Origin of the sequence: Falsiroseomonas sp. (genome assembly GCF_041690465.1) — a bacterium.
In the GTDB taxonomy this organism is placed as follows: Bacteria; Pseudomonadota; Alphaproteobacteria; order Acetobacterales; family Acetobacteraceae; genus Falsiroseomonas.
Map to the genome: position 1 here is coordinate 153438 of NZ_JAWLHG010000005.1, position 22755 is coordinate 176192.

At 71.9% G+C, this 22755-nt stretch carries 23 protein-coding genes; 7 read left to right on the forward strand and 16 right to left on the reverse strand.

Going from position 1 to position 22755, the window contains the following annotated elements; translation table 11 throughout:
* Positions 1–2: 2 nt before the first annotated feature.
* From ACESM1_RS08120 to ACESM1_RS08130, 3 genes are all read right to left on the reverse strand, one after another.
* A complete protein-coding gene (locus ACESM1_RS08120; protein ID WP_372619203.1) occupies positions 3–620 on the reverse strand; it encodes an NIPSNAP family protein in 618 nt (205 codons plus the stop codon).
* Positions 621–697: 77 nt separating this feature from the next.
* Entirely contained in the window at positions 698–1018 is a 321-nt protein-coding gene (locus tag ACESM1_RS08125; RefSeq protein ID WP_372619204.1) for a hypothetical protein, read from the reverse strand.
* 1 nt (position 1019) lies between these two features.
* The gene (locus ACESM1_RS08130) at positions 1020–2360 is read right to left on the reverse strand and encodes an acyclic terpene utilization AtuA family protein (RefSeq protein ID WP_372619205.1); all 1341 of its coding nucleotides are present in this window, start codon (positions 2358–2360) and stop codon (positions 1020–1022) included.
* A gap of 95 nt (positions 2361–2455) precedes the next feature.
* Here ACESM1_RS08130 and ACESM1_RS08135 point away from each other — a divergent pair, with 95 nt between their 5' ends.
* From ACESM1_RS08135 to ACESM1_RS08145, 3 genes are all read left to right on the forward strand, one after another.
* Complete coding sequence (locus tag ACESM1_RS08135) at positions 2456–3430, forward strand: hydroxyacid dehydrogenase (RefSeq protein WP_372619206.1); 975 nt, start codon at positions 2456–2458, stop codon at positions 3428–3430.
* 56 nt (positions 3431–3486) lie between these two features.
* On the forward strand, positions 3487–4359 hold the full coding sequence (locus tag ACESM1_RS08140; RefSeq protein ID WP_372619207.1) for a pirin family protein: 873 nt from the start codon (positions 3487–3489) through the stop codon (positions 4357–4359).
* Positions 4360–4529: 170 nt separating this feature from the next.
* Positions 4530–4994 (forward strand): hypothetical protein, encoded by a 465-nt coding sequence (locus ACESM1_RS08145; protein WP_372619208.1) that lies wholly within the window; start codon positions 4530–4532, stop codon positions 4992–4994.
* A 19-nt stretch (positions 4995–5013) separates the two neighbouring features.
* Here ACESM1_RS08145 and ACESM1_RS08150 read toward each other — a convergent pair whose 3' ends face one another.
* From ACESM1_RS08150 to ACESM1_RS08190, 9 genes are all read right to left on the reverse strand, one after another.
* Complete coding sequence (locus tag ACESM1_RS08150) at positions 5014–5904, reverse strand: NAD(P)-dependent oxidoreductase (protein ID WP_372619209.1); 891 nt, start codon at positions 5902–5904, stop codon at positions 5014–5016.
* 3 nt (positions 5905–5907) lie between these two features.
* Positions 5908–6792 (reverse strand): amidohydrolase family protein, encoded by an 885-nt coding sequence (locus ACESM1_RS08155; protein WP_372619210.1) that lies wholly within the window; start codon positions 6790–6792, stop codon positions 5908–5910.
* 4 nt (positions 6793–6796) lie between these two features.
* Positions 6797–7765, reverse strand: a complete 969-nt coding sequence (locus ACESM1_RS08160) for a Bug family tripartite tricarboxylate transporter substrate binding protein (RefSeq protein ID WP_372619211.1) — start codon at positions 7763–7765, stop codon at positions 6797–6799.
* 18 nt (positions 7766–7783) lie between these two features.
* On the reverse strand, positions 7784–8647 hold the full coding sequence (locus ACESM1_RS08165) for an ABC transporter substrate-binding protein (RefSeq protein WP_372619212.1): 864 nt from the start codon (positions 8645–8647) through the stop codon (positions 7784–7786).
* Positions 8640–9323, reverse strand: coding sequence for a 4-carboxy-4-hydroxy-2-oxoadipate aldolase/oxaloacetate decarboxylase (locus tag ACESM1_RS08170; RefSeq protein WP_372619213.1), 684 nt, complete (start codon positions 9321–9323; stop codon positions 8640–8642). Before ACESM1_RS08170 ends, ACESM1_RS08165 begins: the two co-directional genes overlap by 8 nt.
* A 22-nt stretch (positions 9324–9345) precedes the next feature.
* Positions 9346–10185: an alpha/beta fold hydrolase gene (locus ACESM1_RS08175; protein WP_372619214.1), complete on the reverse strand. Its 840-nt coding sequence runs from the start codon at positions 10183–10185 to the stop codon at positions 9346–9348.
* Complete coding sequence (locus ACESM1_RS08180; RefSeq protein WP_372619215.1) at positions 10182–10898, reverse strand: PIG-L deacetylase family protein; 717 nt, start codon at positions 10896–10898, stop codon at positions 10182–10184. The genes ACESM1_RS08175 and ACESM1_RS08180 overlap by 4 nt, the downstream gene beginning before the upstream one ends.
* 93 nt (positions 10899–10991) lie before the next feature.
* Positions 10992–11963, reverse strand: coding sequence for a catechol 2,3-dioxygenase (locus tag ACESM1_RS08185; RefSeq protein WP_372619216.1), 972 nt, complete (start codon positions 11961–11963; stop codon positions 10992–10994).
* A 26-nt stretch (positions 11964–11989) separates the two neighbouring features.
* Positions 11990–12997, reverse strand: coding sequence for a LysR substrate-binding domain-containing protein (locus tag ACESM1_RS08190; RefSeq protein ID WP_372619217.1), 1008 nt, complete (start codon positions 12995–12997; stop codon positions 11990–11992).
* A 111-nt stretch (positions 12998–13108) separates the two neighbouring features.
* On the opposite strand from ACESM1_RS08190, the gene ACESM1_RS08195 reads away from it, so the two are divergent.
* Positions 13109–14065 carry a 1-phosphofructokinase family hexose kinase gene (locus ACESM1_RS08195; protein ID WP_372619218.1) on the forward strand — a complete coding sequence of 319 codons (957 nt, stop codon included), beginning with the start codon at positions 13109–13111 and terminating at the stop codon, positions 14063–14065.
* Here ACESM1_RS08195 and ACESM1_RS08200 read toward each other — a convergent pair.
* Positions 14052–14699 (reverse strand): phosphoribosyltransferase, encoded by a 648-nt coding sequence (locus ACESM1_RS08200; RefSeq protein WP_372619219.1) that lies wholly within the window; start codon positions 14697–14699, stop codon positions 14052–14054. The genes ACESM1_RS08195 and ACESM1_RS08200 overlap by 14 nt on opposite strands.
* Positions 14700–14850: 151 nt before the next feature.
* Here ACESM1_RS08200 and ppsA point away from each other — a divergent pair, with 151 nt between their 5' ends.
* The gene (gene ppsA / locus ACESM1_RS08205; protein ID WP_372619220.1) at positions 14851–17241 is read left to right on the forward strand and encodes a phosphoenolpyruvate synthase; all 2391 of its coding nucleotides are present in this window, start codon (positions 14851–14853) and stop codon (positions 17239–17241) included.
* Between the two features lie 158 nt (positions 17242–17399).
* Positions 17400–17723, forward strand: coding sequence for an ankyrin repeat domain-containing protein (locus ACESM1_RS08210; protein WP_372619221.1), 324 nt, complete (start codon positions 17400–17402; stop codon positions 17721–17723).
* 76 nt (positions 17724–17799) lie between these two features.
* On the opposite strand, the gene ACESM1_RS08215 is transcribed toward ACESM1_RS08210, so the two are convergent.
* Positions 17800–18285: a DUF411 domain-containing protein gene (locus ACESM1_RS08215; protein ID WP_372619222.1), complete on the reverse strand. Its 486-nt coding sequence runs from the start codon at positions 18283–18285 to the stop codon at positions 17800–17802.
* A 159-nt stretch (positions 18286–18444) separates the two neighbouring features.
* Between ACESM1_RS08215 and ACESM1_RS08220 the strand changes: the two genes are divergently transcribed.
* Positions 18445–20592 (forward strand): heavy metal translocating P-type ATPase, encoded by a 2148-nt coding sequence (locus ACESM1_RS08220; RefSeq protein ID WP_372619258.1) that lies wholly within the window; start codon positions 18445–18447, stop codon positions 20590–20592.
* Here the strand turns inward: ACESM1_RS08220 and ACESM1_RS08225 are convergent.
* Together ACESM1_RS08225 and ACESM1_RS08230 are read right to left on the reverse strand one after the other, a co-directional pair.
* Positions 20516–21172: a class I SAM-dependent methyltransferase gene (locus ACESM1_RS08225; RefSeq protein WP_372619223.1), complete on the reverse strand. Its 657-nt coding sequence runs from the start codon at positions 21170–21172 to the stop codon at positions 20516–20518. The two genes, ACESM1_RS08220 and ACESM1_RS08225, sit on opposite strands and share 77 nt — an antisense overlap.
* 81 nt (positions 21173–21253) lie before the next feature.
* On the reverse strand, positions 21254–22654 hold the full coding sequence (locus ACESM1_RS08230; protein WP_372619224.1) for a hypothetical protein: 1401 nt from the start codon (positions 22652–22654) through the stop codon (positions 21254–21256).
* Positions 22655–22755: the final 101 nt, after the last annotated feature.

Here is a 22755-nt window from a genome sequence, read left to right on the forward strand (position 1 = left end):
CGTCAGGTCAGCGGCGAGCCCGGCAGCGGCAGGCAGATCCAGCTGCGCATGTCGCCGGTCAGGTTGTCCGGTCCGCCCTTCGGCGGCCAGGTGCCGCGCTTGATCGCCCCGGCGCGGGTCGCGGCGCGGTCGTTCGTGCTGGGATACGGCCAGATATGCGTGAAGCGCGTCGGCCCGTCCGTCGTGTGCATCGCGACCAGCAGCTTCGAAAGCTCAAGCCGCCCGGGCAGCTGGTTGCGCCAGGATTCGATCAGCGGCGGCAGGCCCTGCGGCTTCACCACATAGGTGCGCACCTCATAGACCGGGCCGAAGCTGCCCGGCTCCACCGGTGGCAGCCAGGGCAGCGGCGTGTAGGTGTCCTGCGCCATGGCGGTCAGCCAGGCGCCGCCGCCGAAGGGGCTGGTGCTCGCCTGGGTGCGCTGCCGCTCCGCATGCAGCTCCTCCGGCGATGCGAAGCTGCGCAGCACCAGCACCTGGTTGAGCGCGCCGAGATCGGTTCCCCACAGGCCGAGCAGCCTGCCCTTCGCCCCCGAATCCCCGCACCACGCCGTGATGGCGGAAGCGGCCTGCGGCGCGGCGCCGATGGCGGTGGAAAGTGTGGCGAGCTCGTAGATCGGCATGGCGGTCCTCCTCCGACGATTGTGGCGCGCCATGCTGGCCATGTCGCGGCGCGCAGGGAAGGGGGGTATGCGCCGGCTCAGCCGCGGCCGGGCGGTGGCGCGATTTCCATCTCCAGCAGCGAGGAACTCAGCGACTTGCCATGCGCATCGAGCGAGAGCGAGCGGGTCACGCCGCCGCCGAGCGTGCCATGCAGCACGAAGTTCAGCGCGCCGAGCTGCGGCAGCGCGTAGCGCAGCACCTCGCCGCCCACCATCGCACCGAAATGCGCCTTCACGCGCGCTTCCGTCACCTGCTCGGCGAGCCAGCCGAACTCGGCCGGATCATGCGCGATGAGGGCGATGTTCGACGTGTCGCCCTTGTCGCCTGCGCGCGCATGGGCCAGGTCGCGCAGCTTCATCTCACACCTCCGCGAAACCGAAGCGGGGCCGCGCCTGCTCCCGCGGCAGCAGCACGGATGTCGCGGCGATCACCTCCCGCGCCGCCCAGGTTGCGCCGCCGCCGCCCGCCGGCCCGTTGAGCCACAATGCCTCCACCTCGCGCCCGATGCGCTGCGCCTCGCGCAGCGTCGCCGTGCGGCCGGCGATGCGGGCACGCACGTCCAGCGGTTCGTCGCGGCCGGCGGGGAGGGGGCCGCGCAGCACGGAGTCCACGCCGATGATGTCGCAGCGCAGCTCCGACACGCCGATGCCCGTCAGCCGAAGCCGTTCCGCGACCACGTCCAGCGCCAGCCGCGCGCGGCTGACGGCGCCCTCGCCGGCGTAGGAGATCTGGCCCTCGCCGATGAAGCCGTCGCGATAGCCGATCGTCACCTTCAGCGTCTCTGGCCGCGCGCGCCCGGTGCCGCCTTCCACCGCCACGCGGTCGGGGCCGAGCTGGCGGAACCGCACGCCGCTGAAATCCGCCGTCACGTCCGGCTGCAGATAGGCGGCGGGGTCGTGCACCTCGTACAGCAGCTGCTCCGTGCAGCTGCGGCGGCTCAGCTCCCCGCCCGATCCGGCGACCTTGCCGAGCACGGCGCTGCCATCTTCCGCCACCTCGGCGAAGGGGAAGCCCAGCCGAGCGAGATCGGCCACGTCCTTGCGGCCGGGATCGGCGAAGTAGCCGCCGGTGAGCTGCCCGGTGCACTCCAGCAGATGCCCGACCAGCGTGCCCTGCCCGAGGCGGTGCCAATCCTCCAGCGACCAGCCGAACTCGCGCACCATCGGTGCGAGGAACAGCGCCGGATCGGCGACGCGCCCCGTCACCACCACATCGGCGCCCGCCTGCAACGCGGCCACGATCGGCGCCACGCCCAAATAGGCGTTGGCGGAGATCATTGCGTGCTCGATCTGCGTCACCGTTCCGGGGCGGTCGAGCAGCGGCAGGGCGCTGCCGCGCAGGGCGCCCGCCACGTCGTCGCCGGTGACATGCGCCACCTTCAGCCGCGACGCGCCGAGCCGCCGCGCGATGGTTGCGGTGCGCCGCGCCGCGCCTTCCGGATTCGCCGCCCCCATGTTGGTGACGATGCGGATGCCGCGCGCCAGGCAGGCCGGCAGCACCGCCGCCATCCGCTCCTCCAGCCAGGGGTCGTAGCCGGCCTCGGGGTCGTTCAGACGTGCCTGTTGCGCCAGCGCGATGGTGCGTTCCGCCAGGCACTCGAACACCAGGTAGTCGAGCCCGCCCTGCTCGGCGAGTTCCACCGCCGGCTCGATCCGGTCGCCCGAGAACCCTGCCCCCGCGCCGATGCGGATCCGCTTCATGCGCGGCGCCCCGGTTGCCTGTGGGCTGCGGCCGCCGTATCGGCAGCCGAAGGACGCGACGCTGCGGCGTTCATGCTCATGGGACCGCGAGATTGATGCCCGAGTGCTTCATCGTCCAGCCCATCCATCGGGCCGGCCTCGACCGTCTGCGCGAGGGCGGCGTGACGCCACGCTTCGCCAGCGCCCACGACATGGCCACGGTGGCACGCGAGATGCCGGGCTGCGTCGCCGTGATCACCCGCAACGCCGGCATGGACTCTGCCGCGATGGATGCCGCGCCATCGCTGAAGCTGGTGGTGAACCACGGCGTCGGGATGAACCGGATCGACGTGGCGCATGCGGCCTCGCTCGGCATCCCGGTCGCGTTCACGCCCACTGCGAATGCCCGCAGCGTGGCGGAGCACGCCATCGCCCTGGCGCTCGCGCTCGCGCGGCAGGTCATCCCGGCGGATGCCGCCGTGCGTGGCTGCGACTGGACGCTGCGCTACGAGGGTCGGATGATGGAGCTGCACGGCAAGGTGTTCGGCCTGGCCGGCTTTGGCACGATCGGGCGGATGACCGGCGCGATCGCGCGGCACGGCTTCGGCATGAGGCTGCTGGTCTTCTCGCCCGGCACGCCCGACCAGGCGCTGGCCGAGGCCGGTGCCGAGCGCGCCCGCACGCTGAAAGCCCTGCTGGAAGCCGCGGATGTGGTCTCGCTGCACCGCCCGCTGCGGCCGGACACCCGCCACATGATCGACGCCACCTCGCTCGCCTGGATGAAGCCCACGGCCTATCTGGTGAACACCGCGCGTGGCGAGCTGGTGGACACCGCCGCGCTCGCCGAGGCACTGCGCGCGGGCCGGATCGCCGGCGCCGCGCAGGACGTGTTCCGCATCGAGCCGCCGGGGCCGGACGAGCCGCTGCTCGCGGCGCCCAACTCGGTGCTCGCGCCGCATATCGCCGGCGTGACGGAGGAGGCGATGCGCGAGACGGCGCTGCAATGCGCCGACCAGGTGCTGGATGTGCTGGCCGGCCGCCGCCCGCCGCATCTCGCGCGCCCCGAGGTCTGGGAGCACCGCCGGCGCTGAGCGGCGTTGACCTGAAGGCGAGCCGGGTCCGCCGACCGGCAGAACAGGAGGCGCTTGTGAGCACACGAACCGTCAGGGCCCTGCATCCCGCACTGCGCGACGACATCGGCGACCTGACCACGCGCCGCCCGCTGCCCGGCCCGGGGCTCGAACAGGTGGATCCCTTCCTGTTCCTCAACCACCACGGCCCGCAGGTCTATCCGCCGGGCAACAACGGCCTGCCCTTCGGCCCGCATCCGCATCGCGGCTTCGAGACGGTGACCTTCATCCTGGAAGGCGAGCTCGCCCATCTCGACAGCGGCGGGCATGAGAGCGTGATCCGCGCCGGCGGCGTGCAGTGGATGACGGCTGGGCGCGGACTCGTGCATGCCGAGATCTCGCCGGAGAGCTTCAAGCGCAGCGGCGGACCGCTCGAGATCCTGCAGCTCTGGGTGAACCTGCCGGGACGCCTGAAGATGACCGAGCCCACCTATGTCGGGGTGCAGCACGAGGATATCCCGACGCTGCCGGCCGATGATGGGCGCGTGAGCGTGGAGCTGATCTCCGGCACCTGGGATCGTCAGGAGGGGCCGATCCAGTCCCTGACCGGCGTGGCGATGACAGTGCTGCGCTTCGCGGCGGGGGGACGGATCGCGGCGCCGGTGCCGGCCGGGCGCAACGTGTTCCTCTACGTCGCGCGCGGCTCGCTTGCGGTGGCCGGGCGGCAGGCGGATGCCTTCCACCTCGTCACGCTCACGGATGAGGGCGACACCGTGGAGCTGACCGCCGGCGCAGACGATACCGTCGCGCTGTTCGGCCATGCCGCCCCGCTCGGCGAGCCGGTGGTGGCGCATGGCCCCTTCGTGATGAACACGCGCGAGGAGATCGTGCAGGCGGTGCGCGACTACCAGGCGGGCCGCTTCGGCGGCCTGTCCGCATCCGACGGGTAGCCGGCCAGGCCAGCGAGGCGATCTGGCCGTCCGCCGGGCCGATGAGCGCCTGGCCGCCGTCTGGATCCTGGCGTCCGGTGGAACCGGCCCGGGCGCCGGGAGTTGATCGCGCAACCCCACATGTTCAAAGCCGGGCTCGCGGCCGATCATCCAAACGGAGGAGCCAGCCGATGCGCTACCTGCCAGACACCGGAACCCGCGTCGCCGCGCATACGCCCGACCATCTGAACCGGGCCATCGCGGCGCAGATCGAGCGGAACGTCCGCTTCTTCGCGGAGCACCCGGACAGGATCGACCAGCGCCTGCGCGAGTTGGACGCCGAATGGGACACCGAGCGCGTGCTCGAGGCCAATGCAGCGACGCTGGCCTTCACGGGGACGGTGCTGGCCGCGGTCTCCGACCGGCGCTGGCTCGCGCTGCCGGCTGTCGTCACCGCCTTCCTGCTGCAGCACGCGGTGCAGGGCTGGTGCCCGCCGATTCCGGTCATCCGCCGCCTTGGCGTGCGTACCACGCGCGAGATCGACCGCGAGCGTGTCGCGCTGAAGGCGCTGCGCGGCGATTTCGACGCGATGGAGCGGGCGGATGGCGCAGCGCACGCCCGTGCCGTCGCCGCACTCCGCGCTGCGGAGGCCTGAACGGGAATGCTGCTCGCGTTCAGCCGCGCCTGCGCATCGCCAGGATGCCGTCGAGCAGCGGCAGCAATTCCCCGCCCTCGATCAGTTCGCGCGGCAGGGCCCTGCCCTGCTCGGCCGCCCAGTCCTGGCGTTCCGCGGTGGCGGCGCTCTGCAGCGGCGTGAGCCCGGCTTCCTGCACGGTGCGGGCCACTTCCCGCATTTCCTCCGCGCGGCGGCGGCCATGGATCAGTGCGCGACTCATCACGTAGCGCGCGAGCGCCGGCCAGTCCTTGTGCGGCAGCGTGTCGCCGAGGCTGGCCAGCACCTCGCGCTCCACGCCGTAATGGCGCGCGGTCAGCATGCATTCGGTGGTCAACGCCTCCAGCCCCTTGATCATGATGCTGCGGCACATCTTGACCGAGGAGGCGCCGCCGACATCGGCGGAGAAGACCTCCGCGCGCATGCCGAGCGCCTCGGCCACCGGCAGGAACGCCTCGGCATGCGGCCCGCCGAGCAGCATCGGCGCGCGGATGCCGTGCGGCGGGACGCTGGTCATCACCGCTGCTTCCACGTAACGGCCGCCGCCCGCTTCGATGATCGCGGCCGCCTCGCGCTTGGTGCCGGGTGAGACGGAGTTGACGTCGAGGTAGAAGGGCCCGTGCCCGAATCCGCTGCGCGCATGCCGCGCGGCATCGAGCGCCGAGCCCGCGGTGACCGCGCAGATCACCAGGTCCGAACGTGCCGCCGCCTCCGCCCCGCAGACGGTGGTGCGAACACCCTGGGCTGCCGCGTTGCGCGACGCCTTGCTCTCGGCATCGGCGAAGGCGATGTCGAAGGCCACGGTGTCGCGATGTCCCGCTGCGCGCAGGTCGCGCGCAAGGATGCTGCCGACCTCGCCGAAGCCGATGATGGCGATGCGCTGCGGGGTCATGGCTCAATCGTTCCAGTAGAGGCGGGTCGGGTTGTCCACCAGCACGCGACGGCGCGCCGCCTCGTCCGGCAGCGCCTCGGCCAGCAGGTCCAGCAGGTCGCCATCGTTCGGCATGTCGCCGGCGATGTTCGGATGCGGCCAGTCAGTGCCCCACAGGACGCGCTCCGGCGCGAGTTCCGCCAGCTTGCGCGCGAAGGGCAGTGCGTCGCGGAACGGCGCGCCGGTGGAGGAGATGCGCTCCATGCCACAGATCTTCACCCAGGCGAGCGGGTTGCGCATCAACTCCAGCAACTGCTGGAAGGCCGGCTGCTCGACGCCGTCCTTGGCCTTCACCCGCGCCATGTGGTCGATGACGAAGGGGATGCGGATCGCGGCGATGGTGGAGGCCAGCGGCACGATATCCTGCGCATCGAGGTGCAGCACGACATGCCACCCCAGCGGTTCCACCTGCGACAGCACGCGCTGGAAGAATGCCATGTCCGGCATGCCGCCGAGGTGCTTCACGAAGTTGAAGCGCACACCGCGGATGCCGCCTTCGTGCAGCCGCGCGAAGTCCTGCTCCGTCACGCCCTGATCCACCACGCAGACGCCGCGGATGGCGCCGCCCGAGCGCGCGATGGCATCCAGCGTCACCGTCATGTCGCTGCCGTGGCAGGAGGCATGCACGATCACCGCACGGTCGAGCCCGAGGATCCGGTGCAGCTTCTGCAACGCCTCGAAGGGTGCGTCGGGCGGCGTATAGGCGCGGTCCGGCGCGTAGGGGAACACGTCGCCGGGTCCGAAGACATGGCAGTGTGCATCGCAGGCGCCGGGGGGCGGGCGGTAGCGCGGCGTGCGCGTGTCCGGGTCCGGCCCCTTGCAGGTCGGGATCTTGCGGGTTTCGTTCACCGTCTCAGCCCTGCCGCTGGATGCCTGCCTTCTCGATTACTTCCGCCCAGCGCGCCGTATCGGCTGCGAGGAGCGCGCCCATGGCTTCCGGCGTGCCGCCGCGCGGCTCCACGCCCACCGCCGTCAGCGCATTGCGCAACTCCGGCTTGGCCAGCGCCTCGTTCACCGCGCGGTTGAGCGTCGTGATCGCCTCGGCCGGCGCGCCGGCGCGCGCGACCAGTGCGTTCCAGGAGGCGACGTCGTAATTCGCGACGCCCTGCTCCTGCAGCGTCGGTACCTGCGGCAGGTTCGCGGCCCGCTCGGCCGAGGTGACGCCCAGCACGCGCAGCGCGCCCGCCTGGATCTGGCCGAAGATCGGGCCGGTGATCTCGAAGGCGAAGTCCACGTCGCCGCGCAGCAGGGCGGTGACCAGCGCCGGCGTCTGCGGGAAGACCACCGTCTCGGCTTGTGTGTCGGTGCGGATCTTGAACAGCTCGGCCGAGAGGTTCTGCGTGCTGCCGCGGGTGATGCTGCCGACATTGAGCTTGCCGGGCTCCGCCTTCATGCGTGCGACGAGATCACGGATGTCGCGGATCGGCGAGTCCGGCTTGACGACCACGGCGATCGGGAAGGCGCCCATGGTGACGATGGGCGCCAGGTCCGTCAGCGGGTCGAGTGGCAGGTTGCGGAACAGGCTGCGGCTGATGGCGGTGCCGTTGCTGGCGACCATCAGCGTGTGGCCGTCGGCCGGCGAGGACGCAAGCTGCTGGAGGGCAACGATGCCGCCGGCGCCCGGCCGGTTCTCCACCACCACCGGCTGGCCCTGCAGCGGCGCGATGTGCTGCGCCACGGCACGCGCCGTGAGGTCGGCGACGCCGCCAGTGCCGAACGGCACGACGATCCGGATCGGTCGTGTGAAGAGCTGTGCACGCGCGCCGAAGGCGGGAAGCGCGAGCGCCGCAGCCAGCGCGGCGCGTCGGGTGATGCGTGTCATGTCGTTCCTCCAGTGACGTCAGTCGATGGCGGGCGGCAGGCCTTCCCAGACCTCGTCCAGGCCGAGCGGCCGCGGCAGCAGCCCCTGCTCGGCGCAGTAGCGGCTGGCCAGCTCCATGGCCGGACGCAGCGCGGCACGCCCGACCGGTAAGGCGGAGCCGGCGAGCGCATCGCGCAGCATGCGCGTCAGCTCCACCACCAGCTCGGGGCGGTCGAGTGCGATCTCCGCCTGCACGCAGACCAGATGGTTCACCGGCACGAAGCCATGTGCCGCACGAAATGCCTCGCCCGCCGCGGTGACATCCGGGAAGACGGTGCGCAGGGCGGGATCCTGCGGCGTGTCGTTGCCGAAGATCGCCGCATCCAGCTCGCCCGATTTCAGCATCGCCAGCATGTCGGCGCCCCTCGCCGCGCGCTCGGCCCAGGGCGGGTCGCTGTACTCGGCGACATGCGCATCCTCGAAGGTGAGCCAGCGCACGGCGTCCGGCGAGACGCCATGCCGCTCAGCCAGGGTGCCGCGCAGCCACATGCCCGTGGTCTGGCTGTAGGCGCGCACCCCGACGCGCTTGCCGGCCAGGTCGGCCGGGCCGCGCACGGAGCCATCGGCGCGGCAGAGCAGCGCGCCTTCCTGGAAGCGCGCGGCGAGGGTGACGGGCAGCAGCACCAGCTTCTTGCCCCAGGCCTTCGCCATCAGGAAGGTGGCGATGGCCATCTCGCTGACGTCGTAGCGCGCCTCGCGCACCATCGGCGCGAAGGCGCGGCTCGGCACCGGCAGGTCAGCGCAGTCGAGCTTCAACAGCGGCGACGCGATGGCGCCCGAGAGGATCGCCTCTGTATGCCGATAGCGGCCGATGGCGGCGCGCAGGGTTGCGGGCTCAGCCATCTGCATCCTCGTAACGCAGCCCCTTCTTCGCCAGCGCCTCGCGCATGCCGTATATGTCGAGGCCGAGCTCGCCGGCCTTGAGCCGCAGGCGCGTCGCGTTCTCCTTCGCCTCGCGCGCGGCGGAGGCCTTCAGCACCGAATCGGCTTCCGCGCGCTTCACCACGACCACGCCGTCATCGTCGCCGATCACGAGGTCACCGGGCTCGACCAGCTGGCCGGCGATGGTGATCGGCACATTCACGCTGCCGAGCGTCTCCTTCACCGTGCCCTGCGCGGAGACGGCGCGCGACCACACCGGGAAACCCATCTCGTGCAGCGCCGCGACATCGCGCACGCCGGCCTCGATCACCAGGCCGACCACGCCGCGCGCGGCCAGCGAGCAGGCCAGCAGCTCGCCGAAATAGCCGGCGTCGGACGGCGAGGTCGGTGCCACCACCAGCATATCGCCGGCGCGGCACTGCTCCACCGCGACATGGATCATCCAGTTGTCGGCTGGCGGGATGGAGACCGTCACCGCCGTGCCGACCGCCCGCGCGCGCGGATAGATCGGGCGCATGTGGGATTGCAGCAGGCCCTTGCGACCCTGCGCCTCGTGGATGGTCGCGACGCCATAGGGCGCGAACTGCGCAGCCAGCTCCGGCGCGACGCGCGGTGGGTTCCGACGGACGATGCTCATCAGCGCGCCTCCGGCACGATGCTCATGCACCCACCTCGGCGAAGAACGCCTCGACGATGCCGTTGAACTCCGCGGCGCGCTCGAAATGCCCGGAATGGCCGGCGCGGGGCAGCATCACCGCGCGTGCCCCGGGGATGGCGGCCGCGACGGCGGGCCCGGAATAGGCCAGCACCACATCCTCCTCCGCCGGCACGAACAGCACGGGGCACTTCGCCGCGGTGAAGTCCGCCGGCGGGCGGTTGCGCATGGCGTGGATGCGCTTGCGCACGGCCTCGCGGTCCAGCCCGACGCAAAGCGACGCGACGTGGTTGTAGAGGTGGTGCAGTGCCGGCTGTTCCTCCGCCATGCGCGCGCCGGCCGCCGGGTTGATGCCGCGGGCCGCGAGCGACCCACGCGCCGCCGCGACATCGACATCCGGCACGCCGTTGGGCACCTGGCGCGGATCGAGCGTGCCGGTGGTGGATGCCAGCACCAGCGCCTTCACCCGGCCCGGCCGCAGCAGCGCATATTCCACGCCGGTCCAGCCGCCCATGGACTGGCACACGATGCGGATATCCCCCAGGCCCAGCTCATCCACCAGCGCCGCGAGGTCGTTCGCGTATTCCCGCGGATCCGGTCCCCCCTCGGGCGCGGTGGAGGGGAAGAAGCCGCGATGCGAGAAGGCAACGCAGGTGTAGCGCGGCGCGAAATGCGCGACCTGCTGCCACCAGGACATCAGGTTGCCGCCGAGGCCATGCGCGAAGACGATGGGCGGACCTTCGCCGGTGACCTCATAGGCGATGCGGCAATCCGGACGCTCAAGGAAGCCGGCGCGGCGGGGCGGGGCGGCGAAAGCGCCGCGTGCCTGCGTCACGGCGCTCACGCCAGCGTCTCCACCACATGCGGGAACACGGACTGGTAGCCCTCGCCCCACTTGATCGCCTTCTCGGAATTGCGCGCCGCCTGTGCGCCGCGCTGCAGGGCCACGCGGGTGTAGTATTCCCAGAGGTGCTCCTGCCCTTCCATGCACTCGATCGCCGCGCGCTTCTTCTCCCACACGCTGCTGATGTCGAGCAGCACGTCGGGCTTCCAGCCGCATTGCTCGGGCTGGTGCGGCTCGAACAGGAAAACCGGCGGCGCGCCCAGCACCTTCTGCTCCGGGTTGTGGCCGTGCGCCTGCGCGGTGATGCGGGCGTTCTGCGCCCAGGCGGTCACCGCCGGATGGTCGTGGTTGTAGATGTCCTTCTCGGAATGGGTCAGCATGAACTTCGGATGGATCGCGCGATACACGTCCACCAGACGGAAGAAGGCGTCCTGCGTCAGGTTGATCGGATAGTCGCCGAGGTCCCAGAACTGGATATCGTGCACGCCGAGCGCCTCCGCCGCGCGCTTCGCCTCCGCCTCGCGGGAGGACTTCACGCGCTCCATCGTCATGCCGGGCTGGCGCCACAGCTTCGCGGATTCCCCGCGCTCGCCATAGCTGAGGCAGACCACCGTCACCTGCCAGCCGCGCGCGGCATGCAGCGCGATCGCGCCGCCGGCACGCCAGACGAAATCCGCGGAATGCGCGCTGACGACGAGGGCAGTGTTGGCCATGTCACGAGGTTCCCTGCAGGTCACGAAGTCGGTCGAAATCAAGGAATGTGGCGCAGCACGGATGGCCATGCCGCGCAAGGGGGCGGTCGCGCCTCATGGCTGCTCGTCATCGGGCAACGGCGGTGTCCCGCGGGTGTGGAAGCTGGCGATCGTCTGCAACCCCCAGGCCTGGCCCTTGCGCCGTTCCGCCTCGGTCCAGGTGATCGTCTTCCAATCCGGCGCCAGCACCAGCCGCGCGCCGGCATGCGCCACTTCCACGCGATTGCCGCCGGGCTCGTAGACGTACAGGAAGAAGGTCTGCTGCACGGCGTGCTTGTGCGGACCGGTCTCGATGAAGACGCCCGCTTCCAGGAAGGTATCCGCGGCCTGCAGGATCGCCTCGCGACTGTCCAGCGCGAAGGTCACATGGTGGAAGCGGCCAGGCACGCCATGCGCTTCCCTGGTGAAGGCGAAGTCGTAGGATTTGTTGGTGGCGGTCAGCCACATCCCCGCCTCCTCGCCGCTGTCCAGCTCGATGCGCTCGGTGCAGCGAAATCCCAGCGTGCGCTCGAAGAACGTGCGGCAGGCGCGGACGTCCACCGCCAAGCAGTTGAAGTGGTCCAGCCGGCGAACGTTCACGCCGCGCGCCGGGTAGCGCTCCGGCTGGTTCTTCAGCACCGGGCGGCGATCGGGCGGCGCTTCGTACCACTCGGTCTCCCAGTAGAGCTCGAAGGGGTGGCCATCGGGGTCGCGGAAGCGCCAGCCGGTGCCGTGGCCGAAATTGTCCTCGAGCGGCGTCGCCTCGCAGCCTGCGGCCCGCAGCGCGGCGAGGCGGCGTTCCAGTGCGGGCGCGCTGCGGGTGCGGAAGGCGGCATGGCCGAGGCCGGAACTGCGTGAGGCCGTGAGTTGCAGCGAGAATCGCTCGTAATCGTCCCAGCCGCGCAGGAACACGCTGTCGCCCTGGCGGCCGCTCTCGGTCATGCCCATCACCTCGGTGAAGAAGCGCAGGCTCTCCTCCGGTTTCGGCGTCAGCAGCTCGACATGCCCGAGATGGGCGATGTCCATCACCGGCTCCTCGGCCTGCATGGCGTTCCTCCGCATCGCGACGGAACCTAGGCGCTTCGGACGCGTCGCGTCCTATCGCTTCTGCTCGGAGAGCTATCAGCTTCCGGCATATCTCCCAGCCCATGGGCCGAGAGCTCCGCCACGAAGCCGCGCAACGCACCGATGAAGGCGGCCGTCGCGGGCGAGGGCGGCGGCTCGGCCGGCAGGATGATGCCGGCCGGCCTCGGCGGCGCGGGCACCGGCAGCGGCACCACCTTCAGCACGCCACGCAACAGGTCTCCCACCATCATCGAGCGTGGCATGATGGAGAGGCAGTCGCTCGCCAGCAGCATCTCCCGGATGAAACCATAGGACGACGACCGCAGCGGCACGTCGCGCGGCAGGCCGAGCAGCGCGACGAGCTGGTCGATCTCCTGTCCGACGCGCTGGCTGACGGTCGGCAGCACCAGCTCGTGCCGCGCCAGCATCGCGGCGGTGACCGGCCCGGGTGAGCCCAGCAGCGGGTGGCCTTCGCGCGCCAGCACGGAGATCGGCTCCTCCCACAGCGCCTGGCGCAGGAAACCGTCCGGCACGGCGGGCGTGTAGAGCCGGCCAACCACCAGATCCAACTCGCGCGCGGCGAGCATCGGCAGCAGTTCCTCCGTGCGTCCCTGCTCCAGCCGCAGCCGCAGGCCCGGATGGCTCTGCCGCAGCCGGATCAGCGCGCCCGGCAACACCCCCACCGAAGCGACGGGCAGCACGCCGATCGCGACCGTGCTGCCCTCCGCGCCACCCAGCGCGTCCAGCTCCTCCTCTGCGCGGCGAAGCTCGGCCAGAAGGCGTCGCGCGAGGCGGATGACCACCACGCCGGCCTGGGTCGGGCGCACGCCGCGCGCATGGCGCTCGAACAGGCGCTCGCCCGCCAAGTCCTCCAGTTCGCGCAGGTTGCGCGACAGCGCCGGCTGCGTCAGCCCGAGCGCGGCGCCGGCCTTCAGCAGGCTGCCCTGCGTGTCCAGCGCATCCGCCAGCCGCAGCAGCGACAGCTTGAGTTTCCGGTCGAGGTAGCGGCGTGGCATCGTGCTGTCCGGCCGCCACCATGGCAGCTGGGGGCCGGGCGCGGAAGGTTCACCGTTGCGCCGGGTCGGCGCCTTGGGGAGACTTCCGCCAGGAAGGACGTTCAGGACTCCATGGATCGCGACAGCCGCATCGTCACGCTGACCCTCAACCCGGCCATCGACCTCGCCTGCGAGGCCGAGGCGGTGCGGCCCGTGCGCAAGATCCGCACCTTCAGTGAGCGTGTTGACCCGGGCGGGGGCGGCGTCAACGTCTCCCGCGTGGTGCGATCGCTGGGTGGTGAGACTCTGGCCGTGGTGCTGGCCGGCGGCGTGACCGGACGGCTGCTGGAGGAACTGCTGGACGAGTGCGGCGTGCCGCGGCGCAGCGTGCCGGTCTCCGGGCGCACCCGCATCAGCCAGGTGGTCCACGAACGCGCCAGCGGGCTGGAGTATCGCTTCGTCCCGGAAGGCCCGATGCTGCAGGATGGCGAATGCCGGGCGGCGCTGGACGCGCTGGCGGAGGAGGCGGGCGCCTGGGTGGTGCTCAGCGGCAGCCTGCCGCGTGGCGTCGGACCCGGCTATTACGCCCGTGCCGCCCGCGAGGCGCGGGCCCGCGGCCAGCAGGTCGCGCTCGACACCTCGGGCGCCGCACTCCGCACCGCGCTGGAGGAGCGCGGCCTGGTGGATCTGGTGAAGCCGAGCCTCGGCGAGTTCGAGGCACTGGTCGGGCAGGACCTCTCCGAGCCGGGCGCGCTGGAGGCGGCGGCGATCTCCTTCGCGCGCTCCGGCGCGGCGCGGCTGGTTGCAGTCACGCTCGGCCATCGCGGTGCGCTGCTGGCGACGGCGGAGGGGCGCTGCTGGCGGCTTCCGGCGCCCGACGTGCCGGTGCGCGGCGCATCCGGCGCCGGCGACAGTTTCGTCGCCGCCATGGTGCTGGCGCTGGCAGGCGGCGCGGTGCCGGAGGACGCCTTCGTCTGGGGCAGCGCCGCCGGGGGGGCGACAGTGGCCGCCGCGGGCACCGCGCATGCTAGCCGCGCCGAGGTGGAGGCGATCCACGCCGCGCTCCGCCCGCATCTCACCGGCGGCTGAGGATCTCGATCACCTCCGCGTCGGTAAGCTGGTGGAAATCATCGTAGAAGCCGCCGATGCCGAAGGGCAGGCCGGACTCGATCACGGCAACCGCCTCGTCCGCCTCGTCCCGCAGGTCGGCGAGCGCCTCTGGTGGTGCCACCGGCACGGCGAGGATCAGCCGCGCGCCGCCGCGCCGGCGCAGCGCCCGCAGCGCCGCGCGCGCCGTGGCGCCGGTCGCCAGCCCGTCATCAACCACCACCGCGGTGCGCCCCCGCGGATCGAGCGGCTGGCGACCCGGCAGGTAGCGTTCCCGGCGGCGTTCGATCTCCACCAGTTCGCGCTGCCGGGTGGCGGCGATGAACGCCTCGGTGGCGCCGGTGACGGCGACGATGTCGGGGTTCAGCACCATCTCGCCACCATCCACCACCGCGCCGATGCCGAGCTCCGGCTGCCCCGGCGCGCCGATCTTGCGCACCAGCACCAGGTCGAGCGGCGCGTCGAGCGCGGCCGCGACCTCGGCCGCCACCGGCACGCCGCCGCGCGGCAGGGCATAGACGATCGGGGCGGTGGGGTGCAGCGCCTGCACGCGGGCGGCGAGCAGGCGCCCCGCTTCCGCGCGGTTGGTGAAGTGGGTTGGCTCAACAAGGGCCATGGGCGCAGCCTCCTTCGTCAGCCCTGAAACGGGATGCCGGTGGCCGCGTGATAAAGCTGCGCCTTCACGCATGCGTGCTTTTCGCGCCGTGGCCACTGGCCCAAGCTGCGCGGAGTATCGGACGGCGTATCGGAGCAAGGGGGAGTCCCGCATGGCAAGGCAGCCGGTGCTCTGGCTGGAGTCGGTCAGTTCCGCGGATGTGCCGCGCGTTGGCGGCAAGAACGCCTCGCTCGGCGAGATGATCGCCCGCCTTGGCGAGGCCGGGGTGCGCGTGCCGGCGGGCTTCGCCACCACCGCCGAGGCGTTCCGCGACTACATCGCCGCCAACGGCATCGGCCAAGCGATGGCCGAGCGGCTGGCGGAGCTGCGCGAGGGCCGCGCCACGCTGCAGCAGACCGGCGCCGCGATCCGCCGCCTGTTCCTCGACGCCCACTTCCCGGAGGCGACGGCCGAGGCGATCCGCAGCGCCTATCGCGAGTTGGCGGAACGCAGCGGCGCGCCGGATCCGGCCGTCGCCGTGCGCAGCAGCGCCACCGCGGAGGACCTGCCCACCGCCAGCTTCGCCGGCCAGCAGGAGACCTTCCTCAATGTCGTCGGCGAGCGCGCGCTGCTCGAGGCCTGCCGGCACTGCTACGCCTCGTTGTACACGGACCGTGCGATCTCCTACCGGGAGATGCAGGGGTTCGACCATTTGAAGGTGGCGCTTTCCATCGGCGTGCAGGTGATGGTGCGCGCCGATCTCGGCGGCTCCGGCATCATGTTCACGCTCGACACCGAGAGCGGCTTCCCCGGCGTGGTGGTGATCAGCGCGGCCTGGGGGCTCGGCGAGCCGATCGTGCAGGGCGCGGTCAACCCCGACCGCTACCTGGTGTTCAAGCCGCCGCTGGCCGACCCCGCGAAGGTGCCGATCCTGGAGAAGCAGCGCGGGGAGAAGGCGCGCAAGATGGTCTACGCCGAAGGCGGCAGCGCACGCACTATGATGGTGGAGACCACCGGACGCGAGCGCGATGGCTTCGTGCTGGAGGATGCCGAGATCCTGCAGCTCGCGCGCTGGGGGCTCGCGATCGAGCGGCATTACGGCCGCCCGATGGACATCGAATGGGCAAAGGACGGGCAGACCGGCGAACTCGCCATCGTGCAGGCGCGGCCGGAGACGGTGCATGGCTCGCGCAAGGCCGCCACGCTGAAGACCTGGCGGCTGAAGGCGAAGGCGCGGCCGGTGCTGCGCGGCGCCGCGGTGGGCGAGGCGATCGCCACCGGCCCCGCGCAGCTGGTGCGCAACCCCGAGGACATCGAAGGCTTCCCCGAAGGCGCGGTACTGGTGGCGGAGGCCACCGACCCCGACTGGGTGCCGCTGATGAAGAAGGCCGCCGCGATCGTCACCGACCATGGAGGCGCGACCAGCCACGCCGCCATCGTCAGCCGCGAGCTCGGCATCGCCGCGGTGGTCGGCACCGGCGCGGCGATGGCAACCCTGCATGATGGCCAGCCCGTTACCGTCTCCTGCGCGGAAGGCGACGAAGGCCGCGTCTATGACGGCGCGCTGCCCTTCGAGGCCGCGGAGCTCGACCTCGCCGCCATCCCGCGCACGAAGACGGCGATGATGCTGAACATCGCCAGCCCCGCCGCCGCGCTGCGCGCCTGGCGCCTGCCGGCGAAGGGTGTCGGGCTGGCACGGATGGAGTTCGTCATCAACGCCGTGGTGCGCGCCCATCCGATGGCGCTGCTGCGCTTCGACGAAGTGCAGGACCGCGCGGCGCGGCGCGAGATCGAGCAGATCACCCGCGGCTGGCGCGACAAGGCGGAATACTTCGTCACGACGCTGGCGCGCGGCGTGGCGCGCATCGCCGCCCCGTTCCATCCGCATCCCGTGATCGTCCGCCTCTCCGACTTCAAGAGCAACGAATATGCGCATCTGGTCGGCGGGCGGCAGTTCGAGCCGGTGGAGGAGAACCCGATGCTCGGCCTGCGCGGAGCCTCGCGCTACTACTCCGAGCGCTACCGCGAGGGCTTCGCGCTGGAATGCCGCGCGATGAAGATGGCGCGGGAGGAGATCGGCCTCGACAACATCATCCTGATGGTGCCGTTCTGCCGCACGCCCGCCGAGGCCGACCGCGTGCTGGCGCTGATGGCGGAGAACGGGCTGAAGCGCGGCGAGCGCGGCCTGCAGGTCTATGTGATGTGCGAGATCCCCTCCAACGTCATCCTGGCGGAGGATTTCGCCGCGCGGTTTGACGGCTTCTCCATCGGCTCCAACGACCTGACGCAGCTCACCCTCGGCGTGGACCGCGATTCGGCAGAGCTGCGCGGGCTGTTCGACGAGCGCGACCCGGCGGTGAAGACGCTCATCTCCGAGGTGGTCCGGCGTGCGCATGGCGCCGGCGTGAAGGTCGGGCTCTGCGGCGAGGCGCCCTCCAACCACCCGGACTTCGCCGCCTTCCTGGTGGAGTGCGGCATCGACTCCATGTCGCTCAACCCGGACAGCTTCGTCGCCGCCGCCCGCGCGGTGGCGGAAGCGGAGGCGCAGCTCGGGCGTCCGTGACGCACCCTGGCGTCCACCCCTGTCAGGCGGGCAGCCTGGCCGGGTGGTCCACTGCACCAGGGAGGGAAGGCCCTGGCCTGCGATGATGCTGTCGCTGCCGGGCAAACCTGCCCCGCCGTGGCCGCGTTCTGCCCGCCGTGGGAGGGAGGATCGCGGCGATGGTGTGCGACAAGGCGAGAGCGCTCGAACTGCTCCACGCCGCGCGGGTCGGCGATCTGGCACGAGTCCGGTCGCTCGTGCCCCCTTGCGGCGACCTCGCTGCGGACGCCGTGCCCGATGCGCCGGACGGGGTGACGCCGCTCATGGCGGCGGCTGCTGGGGGTCACGAAAGGATGGTGGAGCTTCTCCTGCAGCTTGGAGCCGACGCTGCCCGGCGCGACGTGCGGGGCCGCAGTGCGGCCTATCACGCGCGCGGCGCCGGCCACCCGCACCTGGCGGAGCGGCTCGACACCGTCGTCGACAAGGAAAAGACGATCTGGTGAGCGGCGGCCGAGCGGGCCCGACCGCCTGCAGGCCGGCCAGTCCAGATCCTCCGCACGGCCGAGCCGGCTCTGCCGCTCAGGCCGGCCGGTCGCCTCGCGCCCGCACGAATGCCTCGCTGCGTCCATCGGCCGCGAAGACGTAGACCGTGTAGGGCCTCGGTGCGGTGCCCGGCACCTCCATCCCTGGCGAGCCGATCGGCATGTCGGGCACCGCGATGCCGCGCCAGGTGCCCGGGGCGTCGAGGAAGCGGCGAACCGCGAAGGCCGGCACATGCCCTTCCACGACGAAGCGGCCGTCGGCCGTCAGGCCGGTGTGGCAGCCCGCGAGGTCGTCGGGGACGCCAGCGGCCCGCCGGTCCGCGTCCAGATCGACCGAGTCCCTGACGGTCACACTGAAGCCGGCCGCGCGGAGGTGCTCCGCCCACCCCTCACAGCAGCCGCAACCCGGGCTTCGCAGGACCTGGAGCGCCGTCCCCGCGGCGCGGGCGCGCGTGGGGAACACTGCCGAGGCGGCGATCGCAGGGACCAGGGCCAGCGCGTGGCGACGGGACAGGTGGGGCATGGTCGGGCGTTCCTCTCGGCGGATTCCAGAGATGGCTCGGTGCCGGAGCTTTTCGAGGGGACTTGAACATCCCGTGCCCCGAAGGCCCATAAGGGGGGACGAAGTAATGAGGTGGCGGGCGTGAACGAGACAACCCGGCTGGCCTGGCGGGTGGAGGGCATGGATTGCGGCTCCTGCGTGGCCAAGGTCACGAAAGCCGTGGAGCGCCTGCCCGGGGTCTCCGGGGTCGAGGTCAATCTCCTGGGCGAGCGCCTCGCGCTCGATCTCGCGCCCGGCGGAACGGAGCCCGACGCGGTGGCCCGGCAGGTGCGTGCCCTGGGCTACGGCGTGACGCCGATCGAGCCGGCACGGGCCGAGACGGCCGCGGCGCATGGCCATCGGCACGATGACGCCGCCGACGCCGGCAAGTCCTGGTGGGCGACCGGCAAGGCGCAGCTGGTCTGGCTCCTGGCCGGGCTTGTCGGGGGGGCCTGGATTGCGGCGCGCCTGATCCCCGCCGCCTCCTATTGGCTCTATGTCGTGGCGACGCTCGTGGCGCTGGTGCCCTTCGGCCGCCGTGCCTTCGCCCTGGCCCGCGCCGGCACGCCCTTCTCCATCGAGACGCTGATGGTCACGGCTGCGCTCGGCGCCGCGGTCATCGGCGCGGCCGAGGAGGCGGCGCTGGTCGTGCTGCTCTTCGCGGTCGGCGAGCTGTTGGAGGGGATCGCCGCGGGCCGCGCGCGGGCCGGGATCCGGGCGCTGGTCGCGCTGATGCCCCGCGCCGCGCTCCGCCGCCGGGCCGACGGCAGCACGGAGGAGGTGCCGGCGGAGCGGCTGGCGGTCGGCGACCTGGTGCTGGTCCGTCCCGGCGACCGCGTGCCGGCGGACGGCATCGTGGAGGAGGGACTATCCGCCCTCGACGAGAGCCCGGTCACAGGCGAGAGCGTGCCCGTCAGTCGCGGCCCGGGCGACCCGGTGGTGGCGGGCAGCGTGAACGCCGAAGGCGCGCTCGTGCTGCGCGTCACCGCCGCCGGCGAGGGCAGCACGCTTGCCCGGATCGCGCGCCTCGTCGAGGAAGCGACGGCGACCCGCGGGCAGACCCAACGGTTCATCGAGCGCTTCTCCGCCTGGTGGACGCCCGGCGCCATGGCCGTCTCGGCGCTGGTGGTCCTGGTTCCGCCCCTGCTCCTCGGCGGCGAGTGGTGGACATGGATCTACCGCGGCCTGGCCTTGCTGCTCGTGGCCTGTCCCTGTGCGCTGGTGATCTCGGTGCCCGCCGCCATGGCCTCCGGCCTCTCGGCCGGCGCTCGGCGCGGATTGCTGGTGAAGGGCAGCGCGGCGCTGGAGGCGATCGGGCATGCCCGCACCGTCGCCTTCGACAAGACCGGCACGCTCACGGCCGGCAAGCCACGCGTGACCGACCTCCTGCCCGCCGATGGCGTGGCGGAGGCGGAGCTGCTCCGCCTTGCGGCTGCGGTGGAGGCGGGATCCTCCCATCCACTGGCGCGCGCGGTGCTCGCGGAAGCCGCCGCCCGCGGGCTGGCGCTGCCGCCGGCGCGGGCGGCCGCCGCGATCCCCGGCAAGGCAGTGGCGGCGAGCGTGGAGAGGCGCCGCGTCGGTGTCGGCAGTCCCGCCTGGGCTGCGGAGACCGGCGCCACCCTGCCGCCCGCGCTGGAAGCGACGCGGGCCCGGCTGGAGGCGGAGGGCAAGACGGTGGCCGTCGTCATCGCCGACCGCGCCGCGCTCGGCCTGATCGCCTTGCGCGACGAGCCGCGCGCGGACGCGGCGGCCGGCGTGGCTGCCCTGCAGCGCCTCGGCGTGGCAACGGTGATGCTGACCGGCGACAACCCGACGACCGGCGGCGCCATCGCGGGTGCGCTCGGGCTGGAGGTGAAGGCCGGGCTGCTGCCCGCCGACAAGCTGCACGAGATCGTGGCGCTGAAGGCGCGTGGCCCGGTCGTGATGGTCGGCGACGGCATCAACGACGCGCCGGCGCTCGCCGCTGCGACGGCCGGCGTGGCGATGGGCAGCGGCACCGAGGTGGCTCTCGAGGCGGCGGACGCCGCACTGCTTCGCGAGCGTGTCACCGGCGTCGCGGAACTCGTCGAGCTTTCCCGCGCCACGCTGGTGAACGTGAAGCAGAACGTCGCCTTCGCGGTCGGGCTGAAGCTGGTGTTCCTCGCCACCACGATATCCGGCATGACCGGGCTCTGGCTCGCCATCCTGGCCGACACGGGAGCGACCGTGCTGGTCACGCTGAACGCGCTGCGCCTGCTGGCATGGACGCCGACGCGGCCGAGGCCGGTCGCGCCCGGCCTTCGTACATGAAGGTCATCGGCTTCGGCCCCTTGCCGAGGTAGCCGGAGCGGAGCTCGACCACCTTGAACCCGGCGGCGCACAGCATCCGGTCCACCGGGTTGTCGAGATGGCAACTGATCCGGGTCCAAAGGGGATCGAGCCGGCGCTGCCAGGCAGCGGTCTCCGGATCCGGCGCCAGCCCGTGCTCGACGAAGAGGAGCTCCCCTTCGGGTCGCAGCACGCGTCGGATCTCGCCGAGACCGGCGCGCGCATCAGCCAGGCTGCACAGCGTCCAGGCCATGACGACCGTATCCACGCTGCGCTCCGCAAGCGGAATTGCCTCCGCCGTCGCCCGGACGAGGTGGACCGGGAAGGCGACTTGAGCGGCCAGGGGCGCGGCGCGGCGCAGCAGCTCCGCCGAAGGGTCGAGGCCGACCAGCGCCTCGACACCGGGCGGGTAGAGGGGCAGGTTCAGCCCCGAGCCGAGGCCGACCTCGAGCACGTGCCCGCGTGCGGTCCGCACCAGCCGATGGCGGTAGCTCGCCAGATCTCCGGCGCGCATCGTCCAGTCGATCAGGCGCGGCAGGATCCAACGCTCGTAGATGCCCATGGCCCCTTCCGCTCCGCATACCGCCCGCGCCTGGTTCCAACGGCCAGTTCGGCGCTGGAGACGTGAGCGGATCTCCGACCCTCAATGGCGCAGCGCCTCGACGCCGAGTTCCGTCCACATCCAGCCGATGTCATAGCTGCCCATTGGGCTGCCCGGCTCCTCCCGTGCCATGTGGTTCTCCAGCGACTTCAGCCAGGCCGCCACCTTCTCCCGCCCCTTCGGCGTCCTTGCCGCTGCGCGCGGTGACTTCCCGCCCAGCGCGGGGATCGGCTCGTCCAGCACGCGCCGGTAGTGGTCGTCCAGCCCCTGATGGACGAGGGCGCGCTCCTGCTCCACCGACAGGCCCGCCGGCTTCGGCGGCGGCCGGCTTTCGGCCAGCAATTGCTCAAGGTCCCTGCGCTCGGTGAGAGGTGCGCCCACGAGGCCGCCCAGCACCGGCTCCAGCATGGCGCGGCCGCGTTCCGCGCGTGCGGGGGAGTTGGCCTCGAGCGACAGCCTGCGGCCCTTCAGCGCGACGGTGCCGAGCACCAGGGAACCGTCCTCCATGGTGGTGATGAAGGTCTGCCCCTTCGGCCGCCGCGGCACGGTCTGCGGCTTCACCCCTGGCGCGGCGAGCCAGTTCCAGAAGCTGGCATTCTCCTGCCGTAGCGCCGGGATCGCGGCCAGCGCCTGGCGGACCTTCGGGGCCGTCACGCCGGGCAGCAGCGGAAAGTGCAGCACGGTGAAGTCGAGCGGGTCGCCATCGCTGTTGACGAGCTCCGGCTGGCGCCTGCCCTGCGCCGCCTCAAGCGCGGCGCCGAGCCAGGCATTGGTGAACATGAAGCCGGCCGGCGCCAGCAGCACGTCCGGCGTCAGCATGCCGGCCAGCGCGTTCGCGTCCGTCTCGATCCCGAATTCCCGGGCAACGATCGCGACGTCGCGCGGCGCCTTGCTCCGGATCCTGCGCAGGGAGGCAAGCAGCGCCTCGCTGGGTTCGTGGTCGAAGGTCATCAGCGTGCCGCTGATCACGTGATGATCGCGCAGCGGAATCACGCGCGTGGCGATGCGGTCCCACTGCCGCAACGCCTGCGAGCCGCGCTTCTCGGAGACGCGGACCGGATCGCCGCCGCGCACGAGGTCACGCAGCAGCATGGATTCGCCCGGCACAAGCCCGCTGACCTCGTAGAGGCTGATGACCGAGCGGCGCAGGCCGGCGATGTAGTCACGCGTCGCCGCGGTCTCCTTCCAGCCGCGACGCTTCAGGTAGTCCTCCGCGATGTTGCGGCCGCCGGGGAGGTCGGCGGCGAGCAGGTCCTCGAACGCGGCGCCCCAGAGCAGGGTGCCGGCGTCCTCGCCGAGCACCCGCGCGATATCCTGGAGCTCGATGCCGGCCGCAGCGCAGGCTGTTGCGCTGTGGCGGTCGAGCAACTCGCTGAGTGCCCCGCGCCATTCCTCCCGGCGGGACCAGGCGATCAGGCCCGAGATGTCGAGGGGCGCAGGCATGGTCTGGTGCTCCGACCGACGTGCATCCCGATTCTTGGCCGGCGCGCAGGGCAAGGCAAGCGCCGCCAAAGGAGAGTTGAAGCTCTGCCCAGGGCGGCGCA

What these genes read in the sequence shown, in the direction of transcription:
- ACESM1_RS08150 (WP_372619209.1), bottom strand. Translation starts at nt 5,904, where the DNA reads ATGACCCCGCAGCGCATCGCCATCATCGGCTTCGGCGAGGTCGGCAGC.
- ACESM1_RS08130 (WP_372619205.1), bottom strand. Translation starts at nt 2,360, where the DNA reads ATGAAGCGGATCCGCATCGGCGCGGGGGCAGGGTTCTCGGGCGACCGG.
- ACESM1_RS08200 (WP_372619219.1), bottom strand. Translation starts at nt 14,699, where the DNA reads ATGGCCCTTGTTGAGCCAACCCACTTCACCAACCGCGCGGAAGCGGGG.
- ppsA (WP_372619220.1), top strand. Translation starts at nt 14,851, where the DNA reads ATGGCAAGGCAGCCGGTGCTCTGGCTGGAGTCGGTCAGTTCCGCGGAT.
- ACESM1_RS08135 (WP_372619206.1), top strand. Translation starts at nt 2,456, where the DNA reads ATGCCCGAGTGCTTCATCGTCCAGCCCATCCATCGGGCCGGCCTCGAC.
- ACESM1_RS08165 (WP_372619212.1), bottom strand. Translation starts at nt 8,647, where the DNA reads ATGGCTGAGCCCGCAACCCTGCGCGCCGCCATCGGCCGCTATCGGCAT.
- ACESM1_RS08120 (WP_372619203.1), bottom strand. Translation starts at nt 620, where the DNA reads ATGCCGATCTACGAGCTCGCCACACTTTCCACCGCCATCGGCGCCGCG.
- ACESM1_RS08220 (WP_372619258.1), top strand. Translation starts at nt 18,445, where the DNA reads ATGGATTGCGGCTCCTGCGTGGCCAAGGTCACGAAAGCCGTGGAGCGC.
- ACESM1_RS08180 (WP_372619215.1), bottom strand. Translation starts at nt 10,898, where the DNA reads ATGGCCAACACTGCCCTCGTCGTCAGCGCGCATTCCGCGGATTTCGTC.
- ACESM1_RS08190 (WP_372619217.1), bottom strand. Translation starts at nt 12,997, where the DNA reads ATGCCACGCCGCTACCTCGACCGGAAACTCAAGCTGTCGCTGCTGCGG.
- ACESM1_RS08195 (WP_372619218.1), top strand. Translation starts at nt 13,109, where the DNA reads ATGGATCGCGACAGCCGCATCGTCACGCTGACCCTCAACCCGGCCATC.
- ACESM1_RS08210 (WP_372619221.1), top strand. Translation starts at nt 17,400, where the DNA reads ATGGTGTGCGACAAGGCGAGAGCGCTCGAACTGCTCCACGCCGCGCGG.
- ACESM1_RS08160 (WP_372619211.1), bottom strand. Translation starts at nt 7,765, where the DNA reads ATGACACGCATCACCCGACGCGCCGCGCTGGCTGCGGCGCTCGCGCTT.
- ACESM1_RS08225 (WP_372619223.1), bottom strand. Translation starts at nt 21,172, where the DNA reads ATGGGCATCTACGAGCGTTGGATCCTGCCGCGCCTGATCGACTGGACG.
- ACESM1_RS08125 (WP_372619204.1), bottom strand. Translation starts at nt 1,018, where the DNA reads ATGAAGCTGCGCGACCTGGCCCATGCGCGCGCAGGCGACAAGGGCGAC.
- ACESM1_RS08215 (WP_372619222.1), bottom strand. Translation starts at nt 18,285, where the DNA reads ATGCCCCACCTGTCCCGTCGCCACGCGCTGGCCCTGGTCCCTGCGATC.
- ACESM1_RS08230 (WP_372619224.1), bottom strand. Translation starts at nt 22,654, where the DNA reads ATGCCTGCGCCCCTCGACATCTCGGGCCTGATCGCCTGGTCCCGCCGG.
- ACESM1_RS08170 (WP_372619213.1), bottom strand. Translation starts at nt 9,323, where the DNA reads ATGAGCATCGTCCGTCGGAACCCACCGCGCGTCGCGCCGGAGCTGGCT.
- ACESM1_RS08185 (WP_372619216.1), bottom strand. Translation starts at nt 11,963, where the DNA reads ATGCAGGCCGAGGAGCCGGTGATGGACATCGCCCATCTCGGGCATGTC.
- ACESM1_RS08145 (WP_372619208.1), top strand. Translation starts at nt 4,530, where the DNA reads ATGCGCTACCTGCCAGACACCGGAACCCGCGTCGCCGCGCATACGCCC.